This is a genomic window from Vitreoscilla sp. C1 (assembly GCF_002951955.2).
Classification (GTDB): domain Bacteria; phylum Pseudomonadota; class Gammaproteobacteria; order Burkholderiales; family Neisseriaceae; genus Vitreoscilla; species Vitreoscilla stercoraria.
This window is the reverse complement of sequence record NZ_CP019644.2, coordinates 1,654,948-1,673,645: the sequence shown is the minus strand read 5'-3', so window position 1 is coordinate 1,673,645 and position 18,698 is coordinate 1,654,948. Positions and strand designations below refer to the sequence as shown.

19 protein-coding genes are annotated in these 18,698 nt (G+C 44.2%); 13 read left to right on the top strand and 6 right to left on the bottom strand.

The features are described 5' to 3' along the window. Positions 1-193: 193 nt before the first annotated feature. Positions 194-982: a phenylalanine 4-monooxygenase gene (gene phhA, locus ADP71_RS08205; RefSeq protein WP_019958084.1), complete on the top strand. Its 789-nt coding sequence runs from the start codon at positions 194-196 to the stop codon at positions 980-982. A gap of 33 nt (positions 983-1,015) precedes the next feature. After that, positions 1,016-1,366 carry a 4a-hydroxytetrahydrobiopterin dehydratase gene (locus tag ADP71_RS08200; protein ID WP_019958083.1) on the top strand — a complete coding sequence of 117 codons (351 nt, stop codon included), beginning with the start codon at positions 1,016-1,018 and terminating at the stop codon, positions 1,364-1,366. A gap of 59 nt (positions 1,367-1,425) precedes the next feature. Here the strand turns inward: ADP71_RS08200 and ADP71_RS08195 are convergent, their stop codons facing one another. After that, complete coding sequence (locus ADP71_RS08195) at positions 1,426-2,007, bottom strand: DJ-1/PfpI family protein (protein ID WP_019958082.1); 582 nt, start codon at positions 2,005-2,007, stop codon at positions 1,426-1,428. A 195-nt stretch (positions 2,008-2,202) separates the two neighbouring features. After that, positions 2,203-2,826, bottom strand: coding sequence for an isochorismatase family protein (locus tag ADP71_RS08190; RefSeq protein ID WP_026353506.1), 624 nt, complete (start codon positions 2,824-2,826; stop codon positions 2,203-2,205). Between the two features lie 182 nt (positions 2,827-3,008). On the opposite strand from ADP71_RS08190, the gene argJ reads away from it, so the two are divergent. The 8 genes from argJ to tldD all read left to right on the top strand — a co-directional run bounded on the left by argJ (position 3,009) and on the right by tldD (position 12,432). Continuing rightward, positions 3,009-4,223 (top strand): bifunctional glutamate N-acetyltransferase/amino-acid acetyltransferase ArgJ, encoded by a 1,215-nt coding sequence (argJ, locus tag ADP71_RS08185; protein WP_019958080.1) that lies wholly within the window; start codon positions 3,009-3,011, stop codon positions 4,221-4,223. Positions 4,224-4,791: 568 nt separating this feature from the next. After that, complete coding sequence (locus tag ADP71_RS08180; RefSeq protein WP_019958078.1) at positions 4,792-5,130, top strand: P-II family nitrogen regulator; 339 nt, start codon at positions 4,792-4,794, stop codon at positions 5,128-5,130. A 12-nt stretch (positions 5,131-5,142) separates the two neighbouring features. Continuing rightward, the gene (locus ADP71_RS08175; protein WP_019958077.1) at positions 5,143-6,456 is read left to right on the top strand and encodes an ammonium transporter; all 1,314 of its coding nucleotides are present in this window, start codon (positions 5,143-5,145) and stop codon (positions 6,454-6,456) included. Between the two features lie 151 nt (positions 6,457-6,607). Further along, positions 6,608-7,678: a metallophosphoesterase gene (locus tag ADP71_RS08170; RefSeq protein WP_019958076.1), complete on the top strand. Its 1,071-nt coding sequence runs from the start codon at positions 6,608-6,610 to the stop codon at positions 7,676-7,678. Between the two features lie 78 nt (positions 7,679-7,756). Further along, positions 7,757-8,254, top strand: a complete 498-nt coding sequence (gene rfaE2 / locus ADP71_RS08165) for a D-glycero-beta-D-manno-heptose 1-phosphate adenylyltransferase (RefSeq protein WP_019958075.1) — start codon at positions 7,757-7,759, stop codon at positions 8,252-8,254. Further along, complete coding sequence (locus ADP71_RS13050) at positions 8,251-10,083, top strand: biotin--[acetyl-CoA-carboxylase] ligase (RefSeq protein WP_237343007.1); 1,833 nt, start codon at positions 8,251-8,253, stop codon at positions 10,081-10,083. Before rfaE2 ends, ADP71_RS13050 begins: the two co-directional genes overlap by 4 nt. Beyond that, a complete protein-coding gene (locus tag ADP71_RS08155; protein WP_019958073.1) occupies positions 10,071-10,784 on the top strand; it encodes a hypothetical protein in 714 nt (237 codons plus the stop codon). The genes ADP71_RS13050 and ADP71_RS08155 overlap by 13 nt, the downstream gene beginning before the upstream one ends. A gap of 196 nt (positions 10,785-10,980) precedes the next feature. Continuing rightward, positions 10,981-12,432, top strand: coding sequence for a metalloprotease TldD (tldD, locus tag ADP71_RS08150; protein ID WP_171461060.1), 1,452 nt, complete (start codon positions 10,981-10,983; stop codon positions 12,430-12,432). An 876-nt stretch (positions 12,433-13,308) separates the two neighbouring features. Here the strand turns inward: tldD and ADP71_RS08145 are convergent. Beyond that, positions 13,309-13,773: an Lrp/AsnC ligand binding domain-containing protein gene (locus tag ADP71_RS08145; protein ID WP_155970448.1), complete on the bottom strand. Its 465-nt coding sequence runs from the start codon at positions 13,771-13,773 to the stop codon at positions 13,309-13,311. 166 nt (positions 13,774-13,939) lie between these two features. Here ADP71_RS08145 and ADP71_RS08140 point away from each other — a divergent pair, with 166 nt between their 5' ends. From ADP71_RS08140 to ADP71_RS08130, 3 genes are all read left to right on the top strand, one after another. Further along, positions 13,940-15,229, top strand: coding sequence for a D-amino acid dehydrogenase (locus tag ADP71_RS08140; protein ID WP_019958070.1), 1,290 nt, complete (start codon positions 13,940-13,942; stop codon positions 15,227-15,229). A gap of 87 nt (positions 15,230-15,316) precedes the next feature. Further along, positions 15,317-16,375 (top strand): alanine racemase, encoded by a 1,059-nt coding sequence (gene alr / locus ADP71_RS08135; protein WP_019958069.1) that lies wholly within the window; start codon positions 15,317-15,319, stop codon positions 16,373-16,375. 151 nt (positions 16,376-16,526) lie between these two features. Continuing rightward, positions 16,527-16,784 (top strand): GlsB/YeaQ/YmgE family stress response membrane protein, encoded by a 258-nt coding sequence (locus ADP71_RS08130; protein WP_019958068.1) that lies wholly within the window; start codon positions 16,527-16,529, stop codon positions 16,782-16,784. Between the two features lie 127 nt (positions 16,785-16,911). Here ADP71_RS08130 and rpmG read toward each other — a convergent pair whose 3' ends face one another. From rpmG to ADP71_RS08115, 3 genes are all read right to left on the bottom strand, one after another. Beyond that, complete coding sequence (rpmG, locus tag ADP71_RS08125) at positions 16,912-17,067, bottom strand: 50S ribosomal protein L33 (protein ID WP_019958067.1); 156 nt, start codon at positions 17,065-17,067, stop codon at positions 16,912-16,914. Positions 17,068-17,083: 16 nt separating this feature from the next. Next, a complete protein-coding gene (gene rpmB / locus ADP71_RS08120) occupies positions 17,084-17,317 on the bottom strand; it encodes a 50S ribosomal protein L28 (RefSeq protein ID WP_019958066.1) in 234 nt (77 codons plus the stop codon). Positions 17,318-17,576: 259 nt separating this feature from the next. Beyond that, positions 17,577-18,479 carry a DMT family transporter gene (locus ADP71_RS08115; RefSeq protein WP_026353503.1) on the bottom strand — a complete coding sequence of 301 codons (903 nt, stop codon included), beginning with the start codon at positions 18,477-18,479 and terminating at the stop codon, positions 17,577-17,579. Positions 18,480-18,698: the final 219 nt, after the last annotated feature.

Below are 18,698 nucleotides of genomic sequence, written 5' to 3'. Positions count from 1 at the left end.
GATGGTTGTTGGGTTTTTTTGCATGGATGGATTGGTTTTAAGGAGATTTAGAGATATTTTTATTTTATTGTTGGTTTAATAGTGTTGATAATTTTAATTTTGTAATGTATAAATTTAAAAAAATATAAAAATATGAATTTATATGTTTTTAAAAAACATATTATTAAAATAATTACATACTCAGGAGCCTGAGATGGAAACGCAACACGTTTACACTGCCAAACAAAGCGATGCACATGGTCATATTGCATGGACTGAGGTGGAAGATGAGACTTGGCAACGTTTATTGACACGTCAATTGAGCCATTTACAAGACAAAGCTTGTGATGAATATTTGTTGGGTTTGGAACGCTTAGATTTGCCACAAGACCATATTCCCAATTTGCAAGACATTAGTCGTGTTTTGTACCAAGCGACAGGTTGGCAATGTGCGGAAGTGCCTGCTTTAATCAGTTTTGACCGCTTTTTTAAATTGTTGTCTGAGCGCAAATTTCCAGTAGCGACCTTTATTCGCCGTCCTGAAGACATGGATTATTTGCAAGAGCCTGATATTTTTCATGAAATTTTTGGGCATTGTGCCATGTTGACCCATCCTGCGTTTGCAGATTTTACCGCACAATATGGTAAGTTAGGCATGGCAGCGAGCAAGCAAGAGCGGGCATATTTGGCGCGTTTGTATTGGTTTACTGTGGAATTCGGTTTGCTCGAAACCTCACAAGGCCGCAAGATTTATGGTGGTGGTATTTTGTCTTCGCCGCAAGAAACCGATTATGCTTTTGCCTCTCAAGTGCCTGAGCGCCGCATGTTCCATTTGTCCGATGTATTGCGCACCCGTTATCGCATTGATGTATTGCAACCGATTTATTACCATTTAACTGACGTCAACGATTTGTATGATTTGGCTCATATCGACATCATGAGCGAAGTGCGCAAAGCCCAAGCTTTGGGCTTGTTTCCTTTGCCTGAAGCCATCAGCCATTAAACCATTTACATGATTATCAATAGGAAATCTTCAATGAGCGCCACCGAAACTTTGAACCAAATGCAATGTGAAGCGTGCCAAGCTGGCGCACCGCAAGTAGACGAACAAGAATTGCCTGAATTATTGCGTCAAATTCCCGATTGGCAGCCAATTGTGGTCGATGGTGTGATGCAGTTGCAGCGTCAATACTCATTTAGAAATTTCAAACAAGCATGGGCAGCGCATCAAAAAGTAGCAGAATTGGCAGAAGCAGAAGGCCATCATCCTGCTTTATTATTGGAATGGGGCAGTTTGACCATTACATGGTGGACGCATGCCATTAACGGCTTACACAAAAATGATTTTATTTGTGCCGCCAAAACCGATGCAGTGTTAAATATGTAATGGTGTTGTAACCAAAATAAAACTGATAAGCGTCCTGTAAATGTTTACAGGACGCTTTGTTATGGAATTTCAATTTTAGTACCCAAAGCCATCAACAATTGCGCCATCCAAGCAGGTTGTGCCAGCCAAGACGGTGCGGTAATAATATGCCCATCGGCCATTGCATTGTCATTAGGCACTTCGATGTATTTGCCACCAACAAGGTGAATGTCGTGGGCGCAGGTATGAAAAGAAGCAATATAGCGATTGTGTATCACCCGTGCCGCCGCCAAAACCTGTACACCATGGCACATTGCAGCAATCGGTTTTTTGGCAGCATCAAATTCACGTACAATATTGATGACTTTGGGATTCAAGCGTAAATATTCAGGCGCACGACCGCCTGGAATGATTAAACCTTGATATTCACTTGTATTAATGTGATTGAAGTCAGCGTTCAATGTGAAATCATGACCGGATTGTTCACTGTAAACTTGATCGCTGGCCAGATTGCGAATGATGGTTTTAATGACATCGCCCGTGGATTTGTTTGGGCAAATGGCATCAACTTGATAGCCAATTGCCCAAAAGGCCTGAAATGGCACCATGACTTGGTAATCTTCAGCATAATCACCGACGAGCATCAACAGTTTGGCAGACATATGATAATCCTTATGTTATTAGGGTAAATGACATTGAGATGCAATAGACTGTGAATCTTCAAAAGGGTGCGATGAAATTGAAAAAAATTACTGCCGCAGTGGTTTTGATGAGTGATATTCGGATGAAAATATCAAACCAAACAAGCGTCCTGTAAGCTTTACAGGACGCTTGTTAGATGATTCAAATGATTTAAATTAAGTAGGCAATTGGCTGCTATCGTCTACGATTTGTGCACCTGCTAGGCGCATGTCTTCAATGGCGGTGATGACGGTATCGTCTGCAATGCCGCGACACGCACCCAAATTCACCCACACTTGCCAATTTTTTGAATAAGCACACAATTGTAATACGGTGTTTTTGACACAGTAATCGGTTGCCAAGCCGCCCACAAAAATATGTGTGGCTTGTTTGACGGTGAGCCATTCCAATAAACCTGTGCTGATGCGTCCTGCCAAATCGTGGTAACAGGCGCCATAAGGGTGCATGTGGTTTTCTACGCCTTTGTAAACCAAAAAATCATATTGTTCAGGTTCAGGCAAGCCGGGCAAGGCTTTGAAGCCATCGGTGCCGACTTCGGCATGGCGCACCCAGCCGATGTCCGAATCGGGTAAACCAATGGGCGTGCCGATTTTATCATGGCTATCGACCACCCAAGCGGCGTTGGGATTGTGGGCATCTTTGGTTAACACGCGCAAATGTGCCAAAGCGGCTTGCGCATTCAATTGACCCACGATTTCATCGCCACCTGTGACGGGCAATTCATTCGGACACAATGGGGTAAACGTGCGTTGGGCATCAACATCTATGGCAACGACCAGCATAGCAACATCCTTTAGATTCAAATCACAATCAATACATACTGCATCAGCCATAGACCGCTCGCAAGTATTTGATGCTGTTTTATACGGTAGGCTCTGTGCGTTGGCAAAAAAAAGTAGTATAAACGCAGCTTGCACAGATGTTGCGTACACAGAAAATGATGAATAAAGGAAAAACGGTTATGGCAGTTGATTTGAAACCCAAAAACGCCCAAGAATTGTTGGCCATTGAGGGTGTGGATTTGTTTGTAGGTCAAGCTGGTGTGAAAAAAGCCAATCACAACGATGTGACTTTGTTGGTATTGCGTCCTGAAACACAAGTTGCTGGCGTTTTCACTCAAAACCGTTTTTGTGCTGCGCCTGTGCGGGTGTGCCAAGAATTGTTACCAAGTTCCGACATTCGTGCTTTGGTGGTCAATACAGGCAACGCGAACGCAGGAACGGGTGCGGATGGTTTGATGCGCGCGCGCGCGGTGTGTCAAGCAGTAGCGTCTCATGTTGGTTGTGCAGAAAAGCAAGTATTGCCGTTTTCAACCGGCGTGATTTTAGAGCCATTGCCGTATGAAAAAATTGCTGCGGTGATTCCGAATGTGCAGCCTGTACATTGGGATGTGGCGGCAGCTGCCATCATGACGACTGATACGGTGGCCAAATCAGGCAGTCGCCAAATTGACATAGATGGCGTGAGCATCAAGATTACGGGCATGTCTAAAGGTTCGGGCATGATTCATCCCAATATGGCGACGATGCTGGGTTTTGTGGCTACCGATGCGGCGATTGCCAAAGAGGTGTTGCAAGTGTTGGTCAAAGAAGTGGCGGACGAAACCTTTAACTGTATCAGCGTTGATGGCGACACTTCGACCAATGACAGCTTCATCATCATGGCAACAGGCACCTCGGCTTTGCCTGTGATAACCGCAACAGAAGGCGCGGCTTACGAAGCCATTAAAGCGGCCTTATTGGATTTGTCTTTGGAATTGGCGCAAGCGATTGTGCGCGATGGCGAAGGTGCAACCAAATTCATCACGGTTGACGTACAACACGCCAAAACCAAAGCAGAAGCGCGTTTGGTGGCAGATGCCATTGCCCGTTCGCCATTGGTGAAAACCGCGTTTTTTGCCAGCGATCCGAATTTGGGTCGTTTGTTGTGCGCGGTTGGTTATGCGGGCATTGAGGACTTGGATGTGTCGCAAGTGCAAATGTGGTTGGGAGACGTGTTGGTGGCTGAAAAAGGCGGACGTGCGACAAGTTATGTGGAGGAGGCAGGTGCGGCAGTGATGCAGCAAAGCGACATTACCGTGACGGTGGATTTGGCGCGAGGGGATGCCAGTGGCAAAATGTACACCTGCGATTTTTCGTATGATTATGTGAAAATCAATGCCGAATATCGCAGCTAATCGGTACTTTATCTGAAACTCAAACAAGCGTCCTGTAACTTACAGGACGCTTTTTTTATCGTCTTTATTAAATGGATTTTAATTGTTTTGAATATTATTTCGATTGAAATATTCACAATGAGAATATAACCACCGAACACAAGTTAAGGATACAGGGAAAAGTGATTTATGCTCAATTTGGCAATAAATTGAGACGGTTCTCGAGTGATTGTTGTTTTTATTTTTACCTATCATATAGACTTTTATTTTAAAAAAAAAGATTTTTCGAGATTAAATTTATTAAAAATAATAAAAATGCAATTTTATTTTAATAAAGGGCTGTATTTGCATTTGTAAAATAATGTTAGTTTCAAATTGTGAATCAGAATGAGCAGATTGTGGCGAATTGATTGTTGTGATGTGAAAAATATTGCAGCGCAAAAAAAGCACAGGTATGTTGAATAGAACATTGCGGCGCCGCAATACGAACACATCAATCGTTTTATACAAGACCACACCAACTGTTTGGCATGGCAGGCTCAAGACCAAGCAGTAGGGCAGACAATATATCTTGCTTGAGAGGTGACACATGAAATTGATCAGTGCGGTAATCAAACCGTTTAAATTGGATGAAGTGCGTGAAGCACTGACCGAATTGGGCGTTTCTGGCATGACCGTGACCGAAGTCAAAGGTTTTGGTCGTCAAAAAGGACACACAGAAATCTATCGCGGCGCAGAATACGCTGTGGATTTTCTCCCCAAAATCAAAATTGAAACTGCTGTGAGTGCTGAGATGGTTGAACAAGTGTGTGAAGCCATTGTTCAGGCCGCTTACACAGGCAAAACTGGCGATGGCAAGGTATTTGTTTTCGATTTGGATCAAGTGATTCGCATCCGTACGTCTGAAGTCGGCGCAGATGCTTTGTAAGGGAGAATGAACATGGCTTTATGTAATGTAAAAAAATGGGTGGCGGCAGCGGTGTTGACAGTGCCTGCGGCGGCGATGGCCAATGGTACGGCGGACTGGTTGCAACCTGTTGCCAATTTGGATACGGGTGACAGTGCGTGGATGATGATTTCGGCAGCATTGGTATTGTTTATGACCTTGCCGGGCTTGGCGTTGTTTTACGGTGGTATGGCACGCAAGAAAAACGTGTTGGCGATGATGGTACAAAGTTTTGCGGTGGCATCGTTGGTATCGGTGCTGTGGATGATTGTCGGTTACAGCATTGCGTTCACGCCTAATAATGGCTTTTTAGGCGGCTTTGACCGCGTGTTTTTGCAAGGCATGACGTTCATTGCAGAAGACGAAAAATTGACGATTTATCCGGGTTTGCCAACCATTCCTGAAAGCGTATTTTTCTTCTTCCAAATGACGTTTGCCATCATTAGCTCAGCCATCATTACGGGTGCTTTTGCGGAACGCATGAAATTTTCTGCCATCATGATTTTCATCACGTTTTGGGTGTTGATTGTGTACGCACCAACGGCACACTGGGTTTGGGGCAGCGATGGTTGGTTGGCAGCAGATGGCGTATTGGATTATGCAGGTGGTACGGTAGTCCACATCAACGCGGGTATTGCAGGTTTGGTTGGCTGTATGTTGGTGGGCAAACGCTTGGGTTTTGGCAAAGAACCAATGGCACCACACAATTTGACTTTGACCTTGATTGGTGTGGGCATGTTGTGGGTAGGTTGGTTTGGTTTTAATGCAGGCTCTGCAGGTGCAGCTGATGGCCGCGCAGGTATGGCGATGGTGACCACGCAAGTGGCAACAGCGGGCGGTGCTTTGGCTTGGATGTTGTGTGAGAAATTGTTTGGTCAAAAACCATCGGCTTTGGGTTTGGCTTCAGGTGCGTTGTCGGGTTTGGTGGGCATTACGCCAGCGGCAGGTTTTGTGGCACCTGTTCCTGCTTTGGCAATTGGTTTGTTAACAGCAGCAGGTTGTTTCTTTGCCGTAACCAAACTCAAAGCAATGATGAAATACGATGATTCTATGGATGCATTCGGCATTCACGGTATTGGCGGCATCATTGGTGCGGTATTAACAGGTGTTTTTGTATCGACAACCATCAGTGGTGCAGAAGTGAATTGGTTTGCACAAATTGAAGGCATCATCATTACAGTGGTTTATAGCGGTTTGGTGAGCTTTGTCTTGTTAAAAATCATCGATAAAACAGTAGGATTGCGCATCGATGCCGAAGACGAACGTCAAGGTATGGACATCACTACTCACGGCGAGCGTGTCGAGTAAAAGAACCTCTCTCTACTCTGGACTTCAGGGGCCGCACCAGTCATTTGGTGCGGTTTTTTTTGGCGCAAGAAAAGGCGCGTGCTAGTATGTAAACACAATAATATGAACTAAATAATAACAACCAGTCCTATTAAAGGACAATGGAGTATTTATGCCAATCAATCAATTCATTCAAACTTTACCTAGTGGACCGTTGGACATTGTGGGTGATGTGCACGGCGAGTGGGCGGTGTTACAACAATTATTGACCCATTTGGGTTATGACGAACGCGGCGAACACCCACAAGGTCGTCGTTTGGTTTTTATTGGTGATGTGTGCGATCGAGGTCCTGATTCGCCTGCGGCTTTGGCTTGGGTCAATCGTGCGCGTGAGCAACATGGTGTGTTAAGTCTTTTGGGCAACCATGAAGTCAATATTTTGGCAGGCGACCCTAAAGATGGTTCGGCTTGGTTTTTTGACAGTCGCATTCCTGAAGATGAGCAATACCAGCCTTATCAACGCTTGGCAGTAGAGCATCGTGCCGCTTTATTAGAGCAATTGCAAACATGGCCTGTGATTTTAGAGCGTGACGATTTGCGTTTGGTGCATGCTGCATGGTTGCCTGAATCTGTGGCGCAATTGAAGGCTTTGTCATCTGAGAAAAATGTCTCGCAGTGGTACCATTATTTTGATAACCATGTCCATGAATTGGTGAATCAAGACGTTTGGTACCCACAATATCTACAAGAATACGATGCGTATGAAGCGGTATTGGGGCAAGAACAGTTAAATCCGCCTTTGCTCAAAGGTTATACCGAATTTGATTTGAGCCGTTGGCGTCAAAATCCTGTGCGGGCTTTGTTGTCAGGTAGCGAAGAAGCCGTTGAGACGCCATTTTACTCAGGTGCGCGCTGGCGTTTTACAGGCCGCTCAGCTTGGTGGAACAATTACCATGATGATGTGCCTGTCATCATGGGTCATTATTGGCGTTTGTGGCAAAATAAAATCGAGGCCACTCACCGTCATGCAGGTTTGATGCCTGCCGATGGTCGTGAGTGGTTTGGTGCTCAAAAAAATGTGTATTGCATTGATTTTTCAGTAGGTGCACGTTGGCGCGATCGCCGCTCTGATATTGCTGAGAGCCAATCGAAATACCATTTGGCTGCGTTAAGATGGCCCGAGCAAACGGTGATGCTCGAAAATGGACAAACTTTTGCTACCACATCGTTTCAAACCCTTTAAAATGCCTTTGTGATAAATGAATCAGCAAGCGTCCTGTAAGCTTTACAGGCCGCTTGCTGTCTTTGTGAAAGAAAAACCATGCAACAATTTCCACCACCTGAGTTTGAACAAAAAATTTGCGCACCTGAAACTTTGGCTGAACACTTGGCGCATTTGCCACGTCCGATTGTGTTTACCAATGGTTGTTTTGACATTGTGCACCGTGGGCATGTGACGTATTTGGCACAAGCGCGCGCTTTGGGCGGCTCTTTGGTATTGGCTTTGAATACCGATGCTTCAGTCAAGCGTCAAGGCAAGGGCGATGACAGACCCATTAATGGTTTGGAAAATCGCGCGGCGGTGATGGCAGCTTTGCAAAGCGTGGATGTGGTGACATGGTTTGATGCGGATACGCCAGCGGATTTGATTGAATTGGTCAAGCCTGATGTGTTGGTGAAAGGTGGTGATTGGGCAATAGAGAATATTGTCGGATCCCAAGAAACCCAAGCGCGTGGCGGCAAAGTGGTGTCGATTGCATTTGAACATGCGACATCGACCACGCAAACATTGGCAAAAATCCGTGAGGCGCAAAAGTGAAAGCCTTGCCGCTAAAAGCTTGGGCATTGTGGGCACAATTGGCGGATGGCAAAGCGCATCATGTCAAAGATTTGGCTGCGGCGTTGTCTTGCGACTTGGCACAATTGAACGTATATGCCCATCAATTGCCTGAACATGCCAAAAAAAACTTGCGCCAACAAGATGGTTGGTGGCAATTTAAGGCGGCAATGGCGGTAGTGTCGCCATTGCAAGCGCAACAAATTGGCTTGGAGACGGGTTTTGCTGTTCAAGCGCTGGCCGAAACCACATCGAGCAATGATGTGTTGTGGCAGCATTGGCAAGAAGGGCAAGACATTCATCAGCAAGCGGTGGTGGCATTGAGCCAAAGTCAAGGTCGTGGACGCATGCAGCGTACTTGGCACAATCAAGCAGGACAAGCGTTGATGTTCAGTTTGGCTTATCGCCTGCCTTTGAACAATGCGCATATTGCGTCTTTGCCTTTGATTGTCGGTTTGGCGGTGCAACAAGTTTTGGCGCAACAACACATACAAGCTCAGTTAAAATGGCCTAATGATGTGGTGGTGGGTGATTTGAAACTTGGCGGCATTTTGGTGGAAAGCAAAATTCGTGGTGAGCGTTTTCATGCGGTTATTGGCATTGGCATGAATGTCATGTTGCCGCTGCACGAAGATGTGAAATATTTGGCGACATCGTGCCAAGCGCAACAGCCACAATTTAACAGCGTGGCTTTTTTAAGTGCATTGCTGCAACAATTAAACCGCGATTTGCCACGCTTTTTTGAGCAAGGTTTTTTGGCCTTTCAGGACGCTTATGTGCAGCAATTGCGTGATGTGGGTCAAGAAGTGGTGGTATATGAGCGTGGCGAGTGTGTTGACAGTGGTATGATTGTTGGAGTGGACACTTTGGGCGGCCTGCAACTGCAAAATGCCCAAGGACACATTCAAATTCACAGACAAGGTGAGATTTCAGTACGCCGCCTTCACGATGCGGCACCAATAATGCCCATTTTGCCAGAAACTGGCGTTCACAATTCAGACAATCAGCAACACAAGAGTCAACCAATGGTTTTAACTGCAACACATAAAAAAGATGCTCGTTATTTGTTATTAGATGGTGGTAATAGTCAATTAAAATGGGCTTGGGTTGACCAAGACCGTCAATTGCATTTTGGTGGACGTGCGCCATATGCCAATTTGCAAGCGTTCGCTGATTTTTTGCGTCAATTTCCTCGAGATTTTCCTATTTTGGGTTGTGCGGTGTGTGGTGCGAAAAAAATTGCAGCAGTGGAACAAGCTGCTTCAGGCCGCTCAATTCGTTGGTTGCCATCTATGCGTCATGCTTTGGGTGTGACCAATCATTATTACAAAGTCCAACAACATGGCTCTGATCGTTGGTTCAATGTTTTGGGCAGTCGTTTGTTCAGTCAAAATTCTTGTGTGGTGGTGTCGTGTGGTACAGCCATCACCATTGATGCAGTGACGCAAGACCATCATTATTTGGGCGGTAGTATTATGCCGGGATTCAATTTGATGAAAGAAGCGATGGCGGTCAAAACAGCCAATTTGAATCAGCCTATTGGCAAAGCGTATCCTTTTGCCACATCCACATCCAATGCTTTGGCAAGCGGCATGCAAGACGCTGCTTGTGGTGCGGTGATTTTGATGCAACAGCGTTTGAAAGAGCGTCAACAAGGTGGCAAGGTCGACATCATTTTAACTGGCGGCGGTGCGGCAAAAATCGAACAACACCTGCCCAAAGCGTTAATTTTAGACAGTGCTGTGCAAATTGTGGATAATTTGGTTTTATTTGGATTAAAAAACTGGGTAGAGCATACATGCAATTATTGAAATGGTTGTTTGCGATATTGGTTATTTTGAATATTGCAGTGTTTGCCAATGTGGTGACACAAAAAATGAATGGTAACCGTCCTACTCAAAGTCCTGCGGTGGTGGCTGTGCCTATTGGTACAGGGATTGCGGCTGAAACAACTGCCAATACCACTACTGGAGCAGCGCCAGCGGCACACATCTCGGCTGCGCCATCTCAAAATATACGCCGTGAAGCCGCGCCTGTGGTGGCAGCTAAAATAGCGCCAAATTGTTCGGCACAAATTACATTGCCTGAAGATGCTTATCACCGCTTGAAGAATTTTATTGGTGGTTATCGTCATGCCGTAGCACGCAATGTGGTAGAAAACAAACAAGCCACCAAAAAGCCTAAATTGCAATACCAAGTTTTGGCAGCAGGCAGCAGTGAAGAGTCGATGGCTGCTTTGAATAAAGCAGGCATTAACGCCACAGTGCAAGGTGCCAGTTTGTCTTTGGGTGTGTTTAGCAGTGCTGATAAAGCGCAAGCTGTGCGCCAACGTGCCATTGCGGCAGGTGTGGCGGGTGTGGTTATCAATGAGCGTGGTAATGAAGAAGCCGCTGCGTTGACTTCTGCCAATTACACGGTGACTTTCAGCGATGTCAGCGGTCAAGATGTCAGCCGGATTCAAGAAGTTTTGGGTCGTTATGGTCGCTTGCAGCGCAGTGCTTGTGCCAAATAAGCATTGAATCTGACGATTTACAGGCCGCTTGTGTGCATCTGCAACAAGCGGCTTTGTGATGTTGAAATTGAAAATGTGCAAAACATTGTTTTTGATGATGGGCATCATAAAGTTTATTACAGGCCGCTTTCGTTGAGATTGAATGAAATCCGTTACAATAGACCCTAATTATCTTTAGATTTGGATTGCGAATTCAATGAACACCCATGACGTTTTTCAGCACGCCAGCGCACATTTGTTGGCGCGCAATGACATTTCCGCAGCAGTATTGGACCAAGTCTTGTCTGAAGTAGGGCAGCATCAAGTTGATTTCGCCGACGTCTATTGCCAACATTCGGCATTTGAAAGCTGGAAATTGGAAGAAGGCATTGTTAAAAGTGGTACGTTTAACATCGATGAAGGTTTTGGTATTCGTGCAATTGTTGGGGATAAAACCGCTTTTGCTTATGCCGATTCCATTCATTTGGCCAGTTTGCAACAAGCGGCCAGTACCGTGCGTGCCATTGCTCGCCAAGGTCAAAGCAATGCCCATTGTGGTGCGCGTGTGATAGCCGAAGCCAAAGTGCAATATTCATTGGCCAATCCGATGCATTCTTTGGATGCGGCACAAAAAATCAAATTATTAGAACAAGTGGAATGCTTAGCCAGAGCCAAAGACCCTCGCGTGGTACAAGTGATGGCGACATTGGCGTGTGAGCATGACATTGTATATGTGGCGCGTTTAGATGGGCGTCATGCAGCGGATGTGCGTCCATTGGTGCGTTTGTCGGTGACGGTGATTGTGGAGCAAAACGGTCGTCGTGAGCAAGGCAGCAGTGGCGGCGGTGGTCGCTTCGATTTTGCTTATTTTGATACCAATATGGTGCAATATTATGTGGACAAAGCGGTGAGTCAAGCTTTGGTGAATTTAGAGTCGCGTCCTGCGCCTGCAGGTGCCATGAAAATTGTCTTGGGCAATGGCTGGCCGGGCGTATTGTTACATGAGGCGGTTGGCCATGGTTTGGAAGGCGATTTTAACCGCAAGCAAACCAGCGCGTTTTCAGACAAAATTGGTCAACAAGTGGCGGCCAAAGGTGTGACGGTGATTGATCAAGGCAATATTGAGCAACGTCGTGGTTCTTTGACTTTGGACGATGAGGGCAATGCTACGCAAGCGACGGTGTTGATTGAAGACGGCATTTTGAAAAACTATTTGCAAGACGAAACCAACGCACGTTTGATGGGCATGGCAGTCACAGGTAATGGTCGCCGTGAAAGCTATGCTTCGACGGTGATGCCTCGTATGACCAATACGTTTATGGCCAATGGTGAGTATGATGCTGAGGAAATTTTGGCTTCGGTGGACAAAGGCATTTACGCGGTGAATTTCGGTGGCGGTCAAGTGGATATTACCAGTGGTAAATTTGTATTCTCTGCATCAGAAGCGTGGTGGATTGAAAACGGTAAGCTGCAATACCCTGTGAAAGGCGCAACCATCATTGGCAATGGCCCCGATGTCATGAATCATATCTCTATGATTGGCAATGATATGGCTTTAGACAGCGGCGTGGGGGTGTGTGGTAAAGAAGGTCAAAGCGTCCCTGTGGGTGTGGGTCAGCCTACTTTGCGTATCGATTCTGGTTTGATTGTCGGTGGTTCGCAAGCGTAATAAGTTCGGTTTCGAATCATTCTCTATTTGAGAAAAATCCAAGGCGTTCTGTGGCTTACAGGGCGCTTTGTTGTTTTTGTGAGTGTGAATTCGTTTTTTAAACCATGAAATGGTGCTTAAAACGACTGCAATTGTTCATTTAAGAATTATAAATTCATATTTTTCTATAATTTGATTATATTTGAATTTAATCGAAAGTAAAACAACAATATTTTGATGTTTTAAAACGTTTATTTTTCAGTTAACATAACTTTAAATAATAAATCGAAAATATTGTTTGACAGAAGCTTCGTTAATGTTCATAATAGCTTTCATTGAGTGGTTGCAATGACCTACTTAATAGTTTCTCTTCTATTTCTCCTTTGTAGACTTGGCGCACATTTGATTAAATGTGCGCATTTTTTTTGTCTATTTTTTGGCTGATTCATGCTGCCGAGACTTGATATTCATCAGATTTTTTATATTGTTTATGTGTGTTCATTATTATGAATTTAGAATGAAGGCATGATTCAATTGTCTGTTTTGTGTGAAAATAATTTATATAAATCATCATCTTGTTGTGGTATTGTTGGCATCTTGATTGTAATGTCATTTTTATCAAAAATTTACCATTAATACATTGACTTTAAATTTTAGAGTATGGATAATAGGAACTGTTGAATCAATTGCATAGTTGGTTCAACAGTTTCTCCTCTATTTCTCCTTTGTAGACTTGGCGCACATTTGATTAAATGTGCGCATTTTTTTGTTCTAAAAACAAACTTCATACTATCTTGTATCTTGGTATTTAAATAATAAAATATCAATATGAACTCAAAGACTGCTGCAATTGGATTAAGTTGCAATAGATTGTTGCATTGCAGTGGTGTCTGGTTGTCATAACATAGGCAGTAAATGCGTTTCTTTGACTTCTTCCATCACAATATAAGAGCGGCTTTCTAAAATAGCTGGCAATTGCAGCAGAATGTCTCCCAACATTTGACGGTAAGCGGCGATGTCGGTCATGCGTACTTTAATCAAATAATCATACTCACCTGAAACCAAATGGCATTCCATGATTTGTGGTGTACGCAACACATCGCGTTTGAATTCTGCAAACAAAGTTGCCGATTTGTCTTTAAGTTTGATTTCTACAAACACCAATAAACCTTGTCCGATAAGGTGTGGATTAATTTTGGCATGAAATCCTGTAATGACACCTGATTCTTGTAGTCTTTTCATGCGTTCTTTGACTGGTGTGGCAGATAAGCCTACTTTTTCGGAAAGTTCTGCGATACTGATGCGTGCATTTTGTTGCAAGATGTGAATGATTTTGGTGTCTATTTTGTCTAATTCTGAAATTGAACTATTCATGGTGAAAATCCACATTTGTAGTTAAAAATAATCATTAATATACATTAGAAATCATTATTTTTAGTGAAAATAGCTATATATTCTGCATTACACTAGAAAAATAACTGCGCAAAATGATTGCAATGCAGCATTACATCTCATCAAGGACGAATTTATGAAAATCGTGATTTTAGGTGCGGGCGTGATTGGTACCGCGACAGCATGGTATTTGAGCCAAGCAGGCCATCAAGTACAGGTGATTGAGCGTCACGGTCATGCTGCATGTGACACCAGTTTTGCCAATGCAGGTCAAATCTCTTTTGGATATTCTACGCCTTGGGCAGCACCTGGCATCCCTCAAAAAGCCATCAAATGGATGTTTTCTGAACATTCTCCATTGTTAATGCGTCCTGATGCATCTATATACCAATTGAAATGGATGATGATGATGTTGCAAAACTGTGGCGAGAAAGTGTATGAAGTCAACAAAGAGCGCATGTTGCGCATTGCTGATTACAGTCGCCAACAATTTGCAGCTTTGCGTGAAACGACAGGTATCGAATACGAAGGTCGTCAACAAGGCACTTTGCAAGTGTTCCGCAACCAAAAACAATTGGAAGTGGTGGAACAAGACATGAAAGTCTTGGCAGAGTGTGGCATTCCATTTGAAAAATTATCGCCAGAAGCTTGTGCCGCTGTTGAGCCTGCTTTGGCTCGTGTGCAACACAAATTAACCGGTGGTTTGCGTTTGCCACAAGACGAAACGGGTGATTGCTATATGTTCACCAATCGTTTGGCTAAAATGTGTGAAGAAGCAGGTGTTGAATTTTTCTATGATCACCGCATTGACCGTGTTGAGCATGATGGCAAAGAAGTGAAAGCAGTTTGGGCAAACAGTACTGCGTTTACAGGCGACTATTATGTGTGTTGTTTGGGTTCTTACAGCCGTGATTTGTTCTTGAATTTGGGCATTGATTTGCCGATTTACCCAATCAAAGGCTATTCTTTGACTGTGCCGATTACCGATACTTCAGCTGCACCAGTATCTACCGTGATGGACGAAACCTACAAAATCGCTATTACCCGTTTTGATGACCGCATTCGCGTTGGTGGTATGGCGGAGTTGTCAGGTTATTACACCAAATTGAGTGAAAAACGCCGTCAAACTTTGGAAATGTCGGTTACCGATTTGTTCCCAGATGGTGGCGATGTGTCACGTGCTTCGTTCTGGTCGGGCTTGCGTCCTGTAACGCCTGACAGTACACCGATTATTGGTGGCTCTAGCTACAATAATTTGGCATTTAACTGCGGTCACGGCACTTTGGGTTGGACGATGAGTTTGGGTTCTGGCAAAGTGATGGCGGATTTGCTTTCAGGCAAGCGTCCTGAAATCGATGCGCACGATTTGTCTTTGCAACGTTATGCCAAAGGCGGCAAAGTATTGGCTAAACCAATTCAATTGTAATATTGTCACAACACAATGCTTAAATTCAGGTCGTCTTGAGGTCACACACAAGCGGCCTGAATGTTTTTGAAGAAAGAGAATTCGATCATGCGTTTTTTGGAAGCACACATTCATTTGGCGAATTTGCGCCACAATTACCAATATTTAAAAGGTTTACACGGCAATAAAGTTTTGGCTGTCATCAAAGCCAATGCTTATGGTCATGGTGCGGTGCAATGTGCCAAGGCTTTGAGTGATTTGGCAGATGGTTTTGCCGTTGCTGCAATTGAAGAGGCGTTGACCTTGCGCTCAGCAGGCATTACGTTGCCTATCGTCTTGTTAGAAGGCGTGTTTGAGGCTTCGGAATACGAATTGATTGAGCAGCATGATTTGTGGCCAGTGGTGCAAAACCAAAATCAATTGGATGGTTTGCTAGCGTATGAAGCGAAAAAACCGTTGACCGTATGGCTGAAGATGGACAGTGGCATGCACCGAGCAGGTTTTTTCCCACAAGACTATGTGAAGGCATTTGCTCAATTACAGGCCGCACCACAAGTAGCCAAAGTCATCAAAATGACCCATTTTGCTCGTGCAGACGAACCTGAGCAATTGATGACAGCGCAGCAAATTGCGGCATTCGATTCTGTGGTAACAGATGACAAAATCGAAGAGAGCATGGCCAATTCTGCGGGTATTTTGGCACATCCTGATTCACACCGCGACTGGGGACGTGCGGGTTTGGCTTTGTATGGTTTGTCGCCGATGGCTTATCCTGATGCCAATTTAAAACCAGTCATGACGCTCAAAACCAAAGTCTTTGGCGTGCGTGAGTTGCCTATTGGTGAAGTGATTGGTTACGGTTCTATCTTTAAAACCGAGCGCATGACGCGTGTGGGTTTGATTGCGGTCGGTTATGCTGATGGCTACCCACGTTTGGCATCCAATGACAGCCCGGTTATGATTGATGGTAAGCCATCACGCATCATTGGTCGTGTGTCTATGGACATGACGATGGTGGACTTGAATGATGATGCGCAAGGCATCGGCAGCGAAGTGGAGTTGTGGGGTGAGCATGTCAGCGCCAATACGGTGGCAGCGGTGGCAGGCACCATCAGCTATGAAATTTTGTGCAATGTGAAACGTGCACGGTTTGTTTACCACGATTGATAGATTAGCTGGTATCAGCGTCCTGTAAAGTTTACAGGACGCTTTTTTATTGCCGTTAAGTGATTCATAATGAATAGTGGAATGGGTGTGATGGTGGAACCAAATACCATTGCCCATCTCTGTTATATGTTGAAGCACAGGAGGATGAATCATGATTTCTACCATTTTAGTGGGTTTTATTGTGGGTTTGTTGGCACGGGCTTTGCATCCAGGGGATGACAATATCGGTTGGATTTGGACCATCTTATTGGGCATTGCAGGCTCGTTTGTGGCAACGTTTGTGGGCAGTGCTGTGGGTTGGTATCAACCTGGTGAAGCTGCTGGTTGGATTGCTTCAGTGATTTTTGCCATTGTGGTTTTGTGGGTGTATTACAAGATTCGTGGTATTAAGATGGGCAAGAAAGTGTAATCTTGGGCTTGGATGAAGCCAGATTCAGATGCAAAAAAGCGTCCTGTAAAAATTACAGGACGCTTTTATCAAATAAAAAAGCCTTTATACAAACAAAGGCAATTTTATCTAAAACCGTATCGAAAGATTATTTCAATTTGGTTTCTTTGTAAATCACATGCTTGCGTACTACTGGATCAAATTTTTTGATTTCCATTTTGCCAGGCATGTTGCGTTTGTTTTTGGTAGTGGTGTAGAAGTGACCAGTACCCGCAGATGATTCTAATTTGATTTTATCGCGCATTTTGCTTGTTCCTTAATTACGCTTCGCCGCGTGCACGCAAATCAGCCAATACAGCGTCAATGCCTAATTTATCAATAGTGCGCAAAGCAGCGTTAGAAACGCGGATGCGTACCCAACGGTTTTCGCTTTCAACCCAAAAACGACGTGATTGCAAGTTAGGTAAAAAGCGGCGTTTGGTTTTGTTGTTGGCATGTGACACGTTATTACCCGTCATAGGGCGTTTGCCGGTCACTACACATACTCGTGCCATGGTTAGACTCCAAATTACCGAATTAGTAAAAACGAGATTTATATCATAAAAACGGCTGATTATTCAAGTTCATTTGTTGATTTTACTTATTTAATGTTGGTCTTGCTGCAATTTCGGTCTTTATATGGGGATTCTGTTTCATATGAGGCTGCGGTTTTGTATTCGGCTATGTTGGCGCTTTGGTATGGTTTTATCTGTTAATCCCAAACCAAACCATTTTAAAAATAGAAAAATTGCCCATTTTTTTGGCGGGATGGTCTTAGCTTAAAGGCTGATTTTTCTTGAATTTATGGTGGTGAAAATATTCGGCAAGATTGGGCCAAACCATGGCGGCTAAAATCAAGCTGCCACCAATTAACATATTGATGGTCAAGGCTTCATGCAGCCACCAAACGGCAAAAATAGTGGCGAAAACAGGCTCTAAATTGAAAATCAAAGTGGCGCGTTCAGGTGTGGTGTCTGGTTGGTAACGGGTTTGCGCCCATGTGGCAAAAGTAGATGGCAATAAAGTCGACAAAACCAAAATGCCTATCAATTGCCATGACCAATTGATGTGGTGTATTTCGGGTTTGGTGACGCCATAAATGGCCATGCAACCGATGCTCAAAACCAATAATTGAATCACGGTAATGACGGTACTTTCTTTGGGCGTGCTGTAACGATCTAAGGCCAAAATGTAAAACGTGTAGCCCAAAGAACAAATCAAAATGGCCAAATCGCCCATGTTCAAATGCAGTTTGTGAACTTGCGCAATGATGGCCAAACCGACAATGCCCAATGCCATGCTGACTTTGATGGGATTGCTGATGGGGGTTTTGAAAAACAAGGCATTGGTAATGGGCACCCACAAAATAAACAAGGCAAAAATAAAACCTGCATTGGATGCGGTGGTGTGGTGTAAGCCCCAGTTCATCAATTGCACACAAGGAATGAAAATTAAGCCGCAAATCAAGCCTGCTTTGAAACTATGGCGATTGATGTATTGGCGATGAAGCCATAACAGCGGTGATAACAATAAAAAACTCAACAAAAAGCGCATGAACAAAAACCAAGTGCCTTGTTCAAGCTGCAAGCCCATTTTCATCAAGGGATAATTGATGCCCCACCCTAATGTTGCAAACACTAGAAAAAATTCGGCTTTGATTTGAGAGCGAGGCAACATAGGATAACAAGCTTTAAAGTGGGTTGTGGCGCTGATTGTAGCGACAATCACAGTAGAATTTCATCCTATGAATCAAAATTTCAAAGCATTGTTGTTTTTATGTATTGGCATCATTTTTTTGATGAAGCTAAAAATGCTGTTCAAATTTTTACATTTGGGCACACAATGCGTTTGGTGATGGATTTCATATTGATATAAATAAAAAAAGACGGGGTGAAA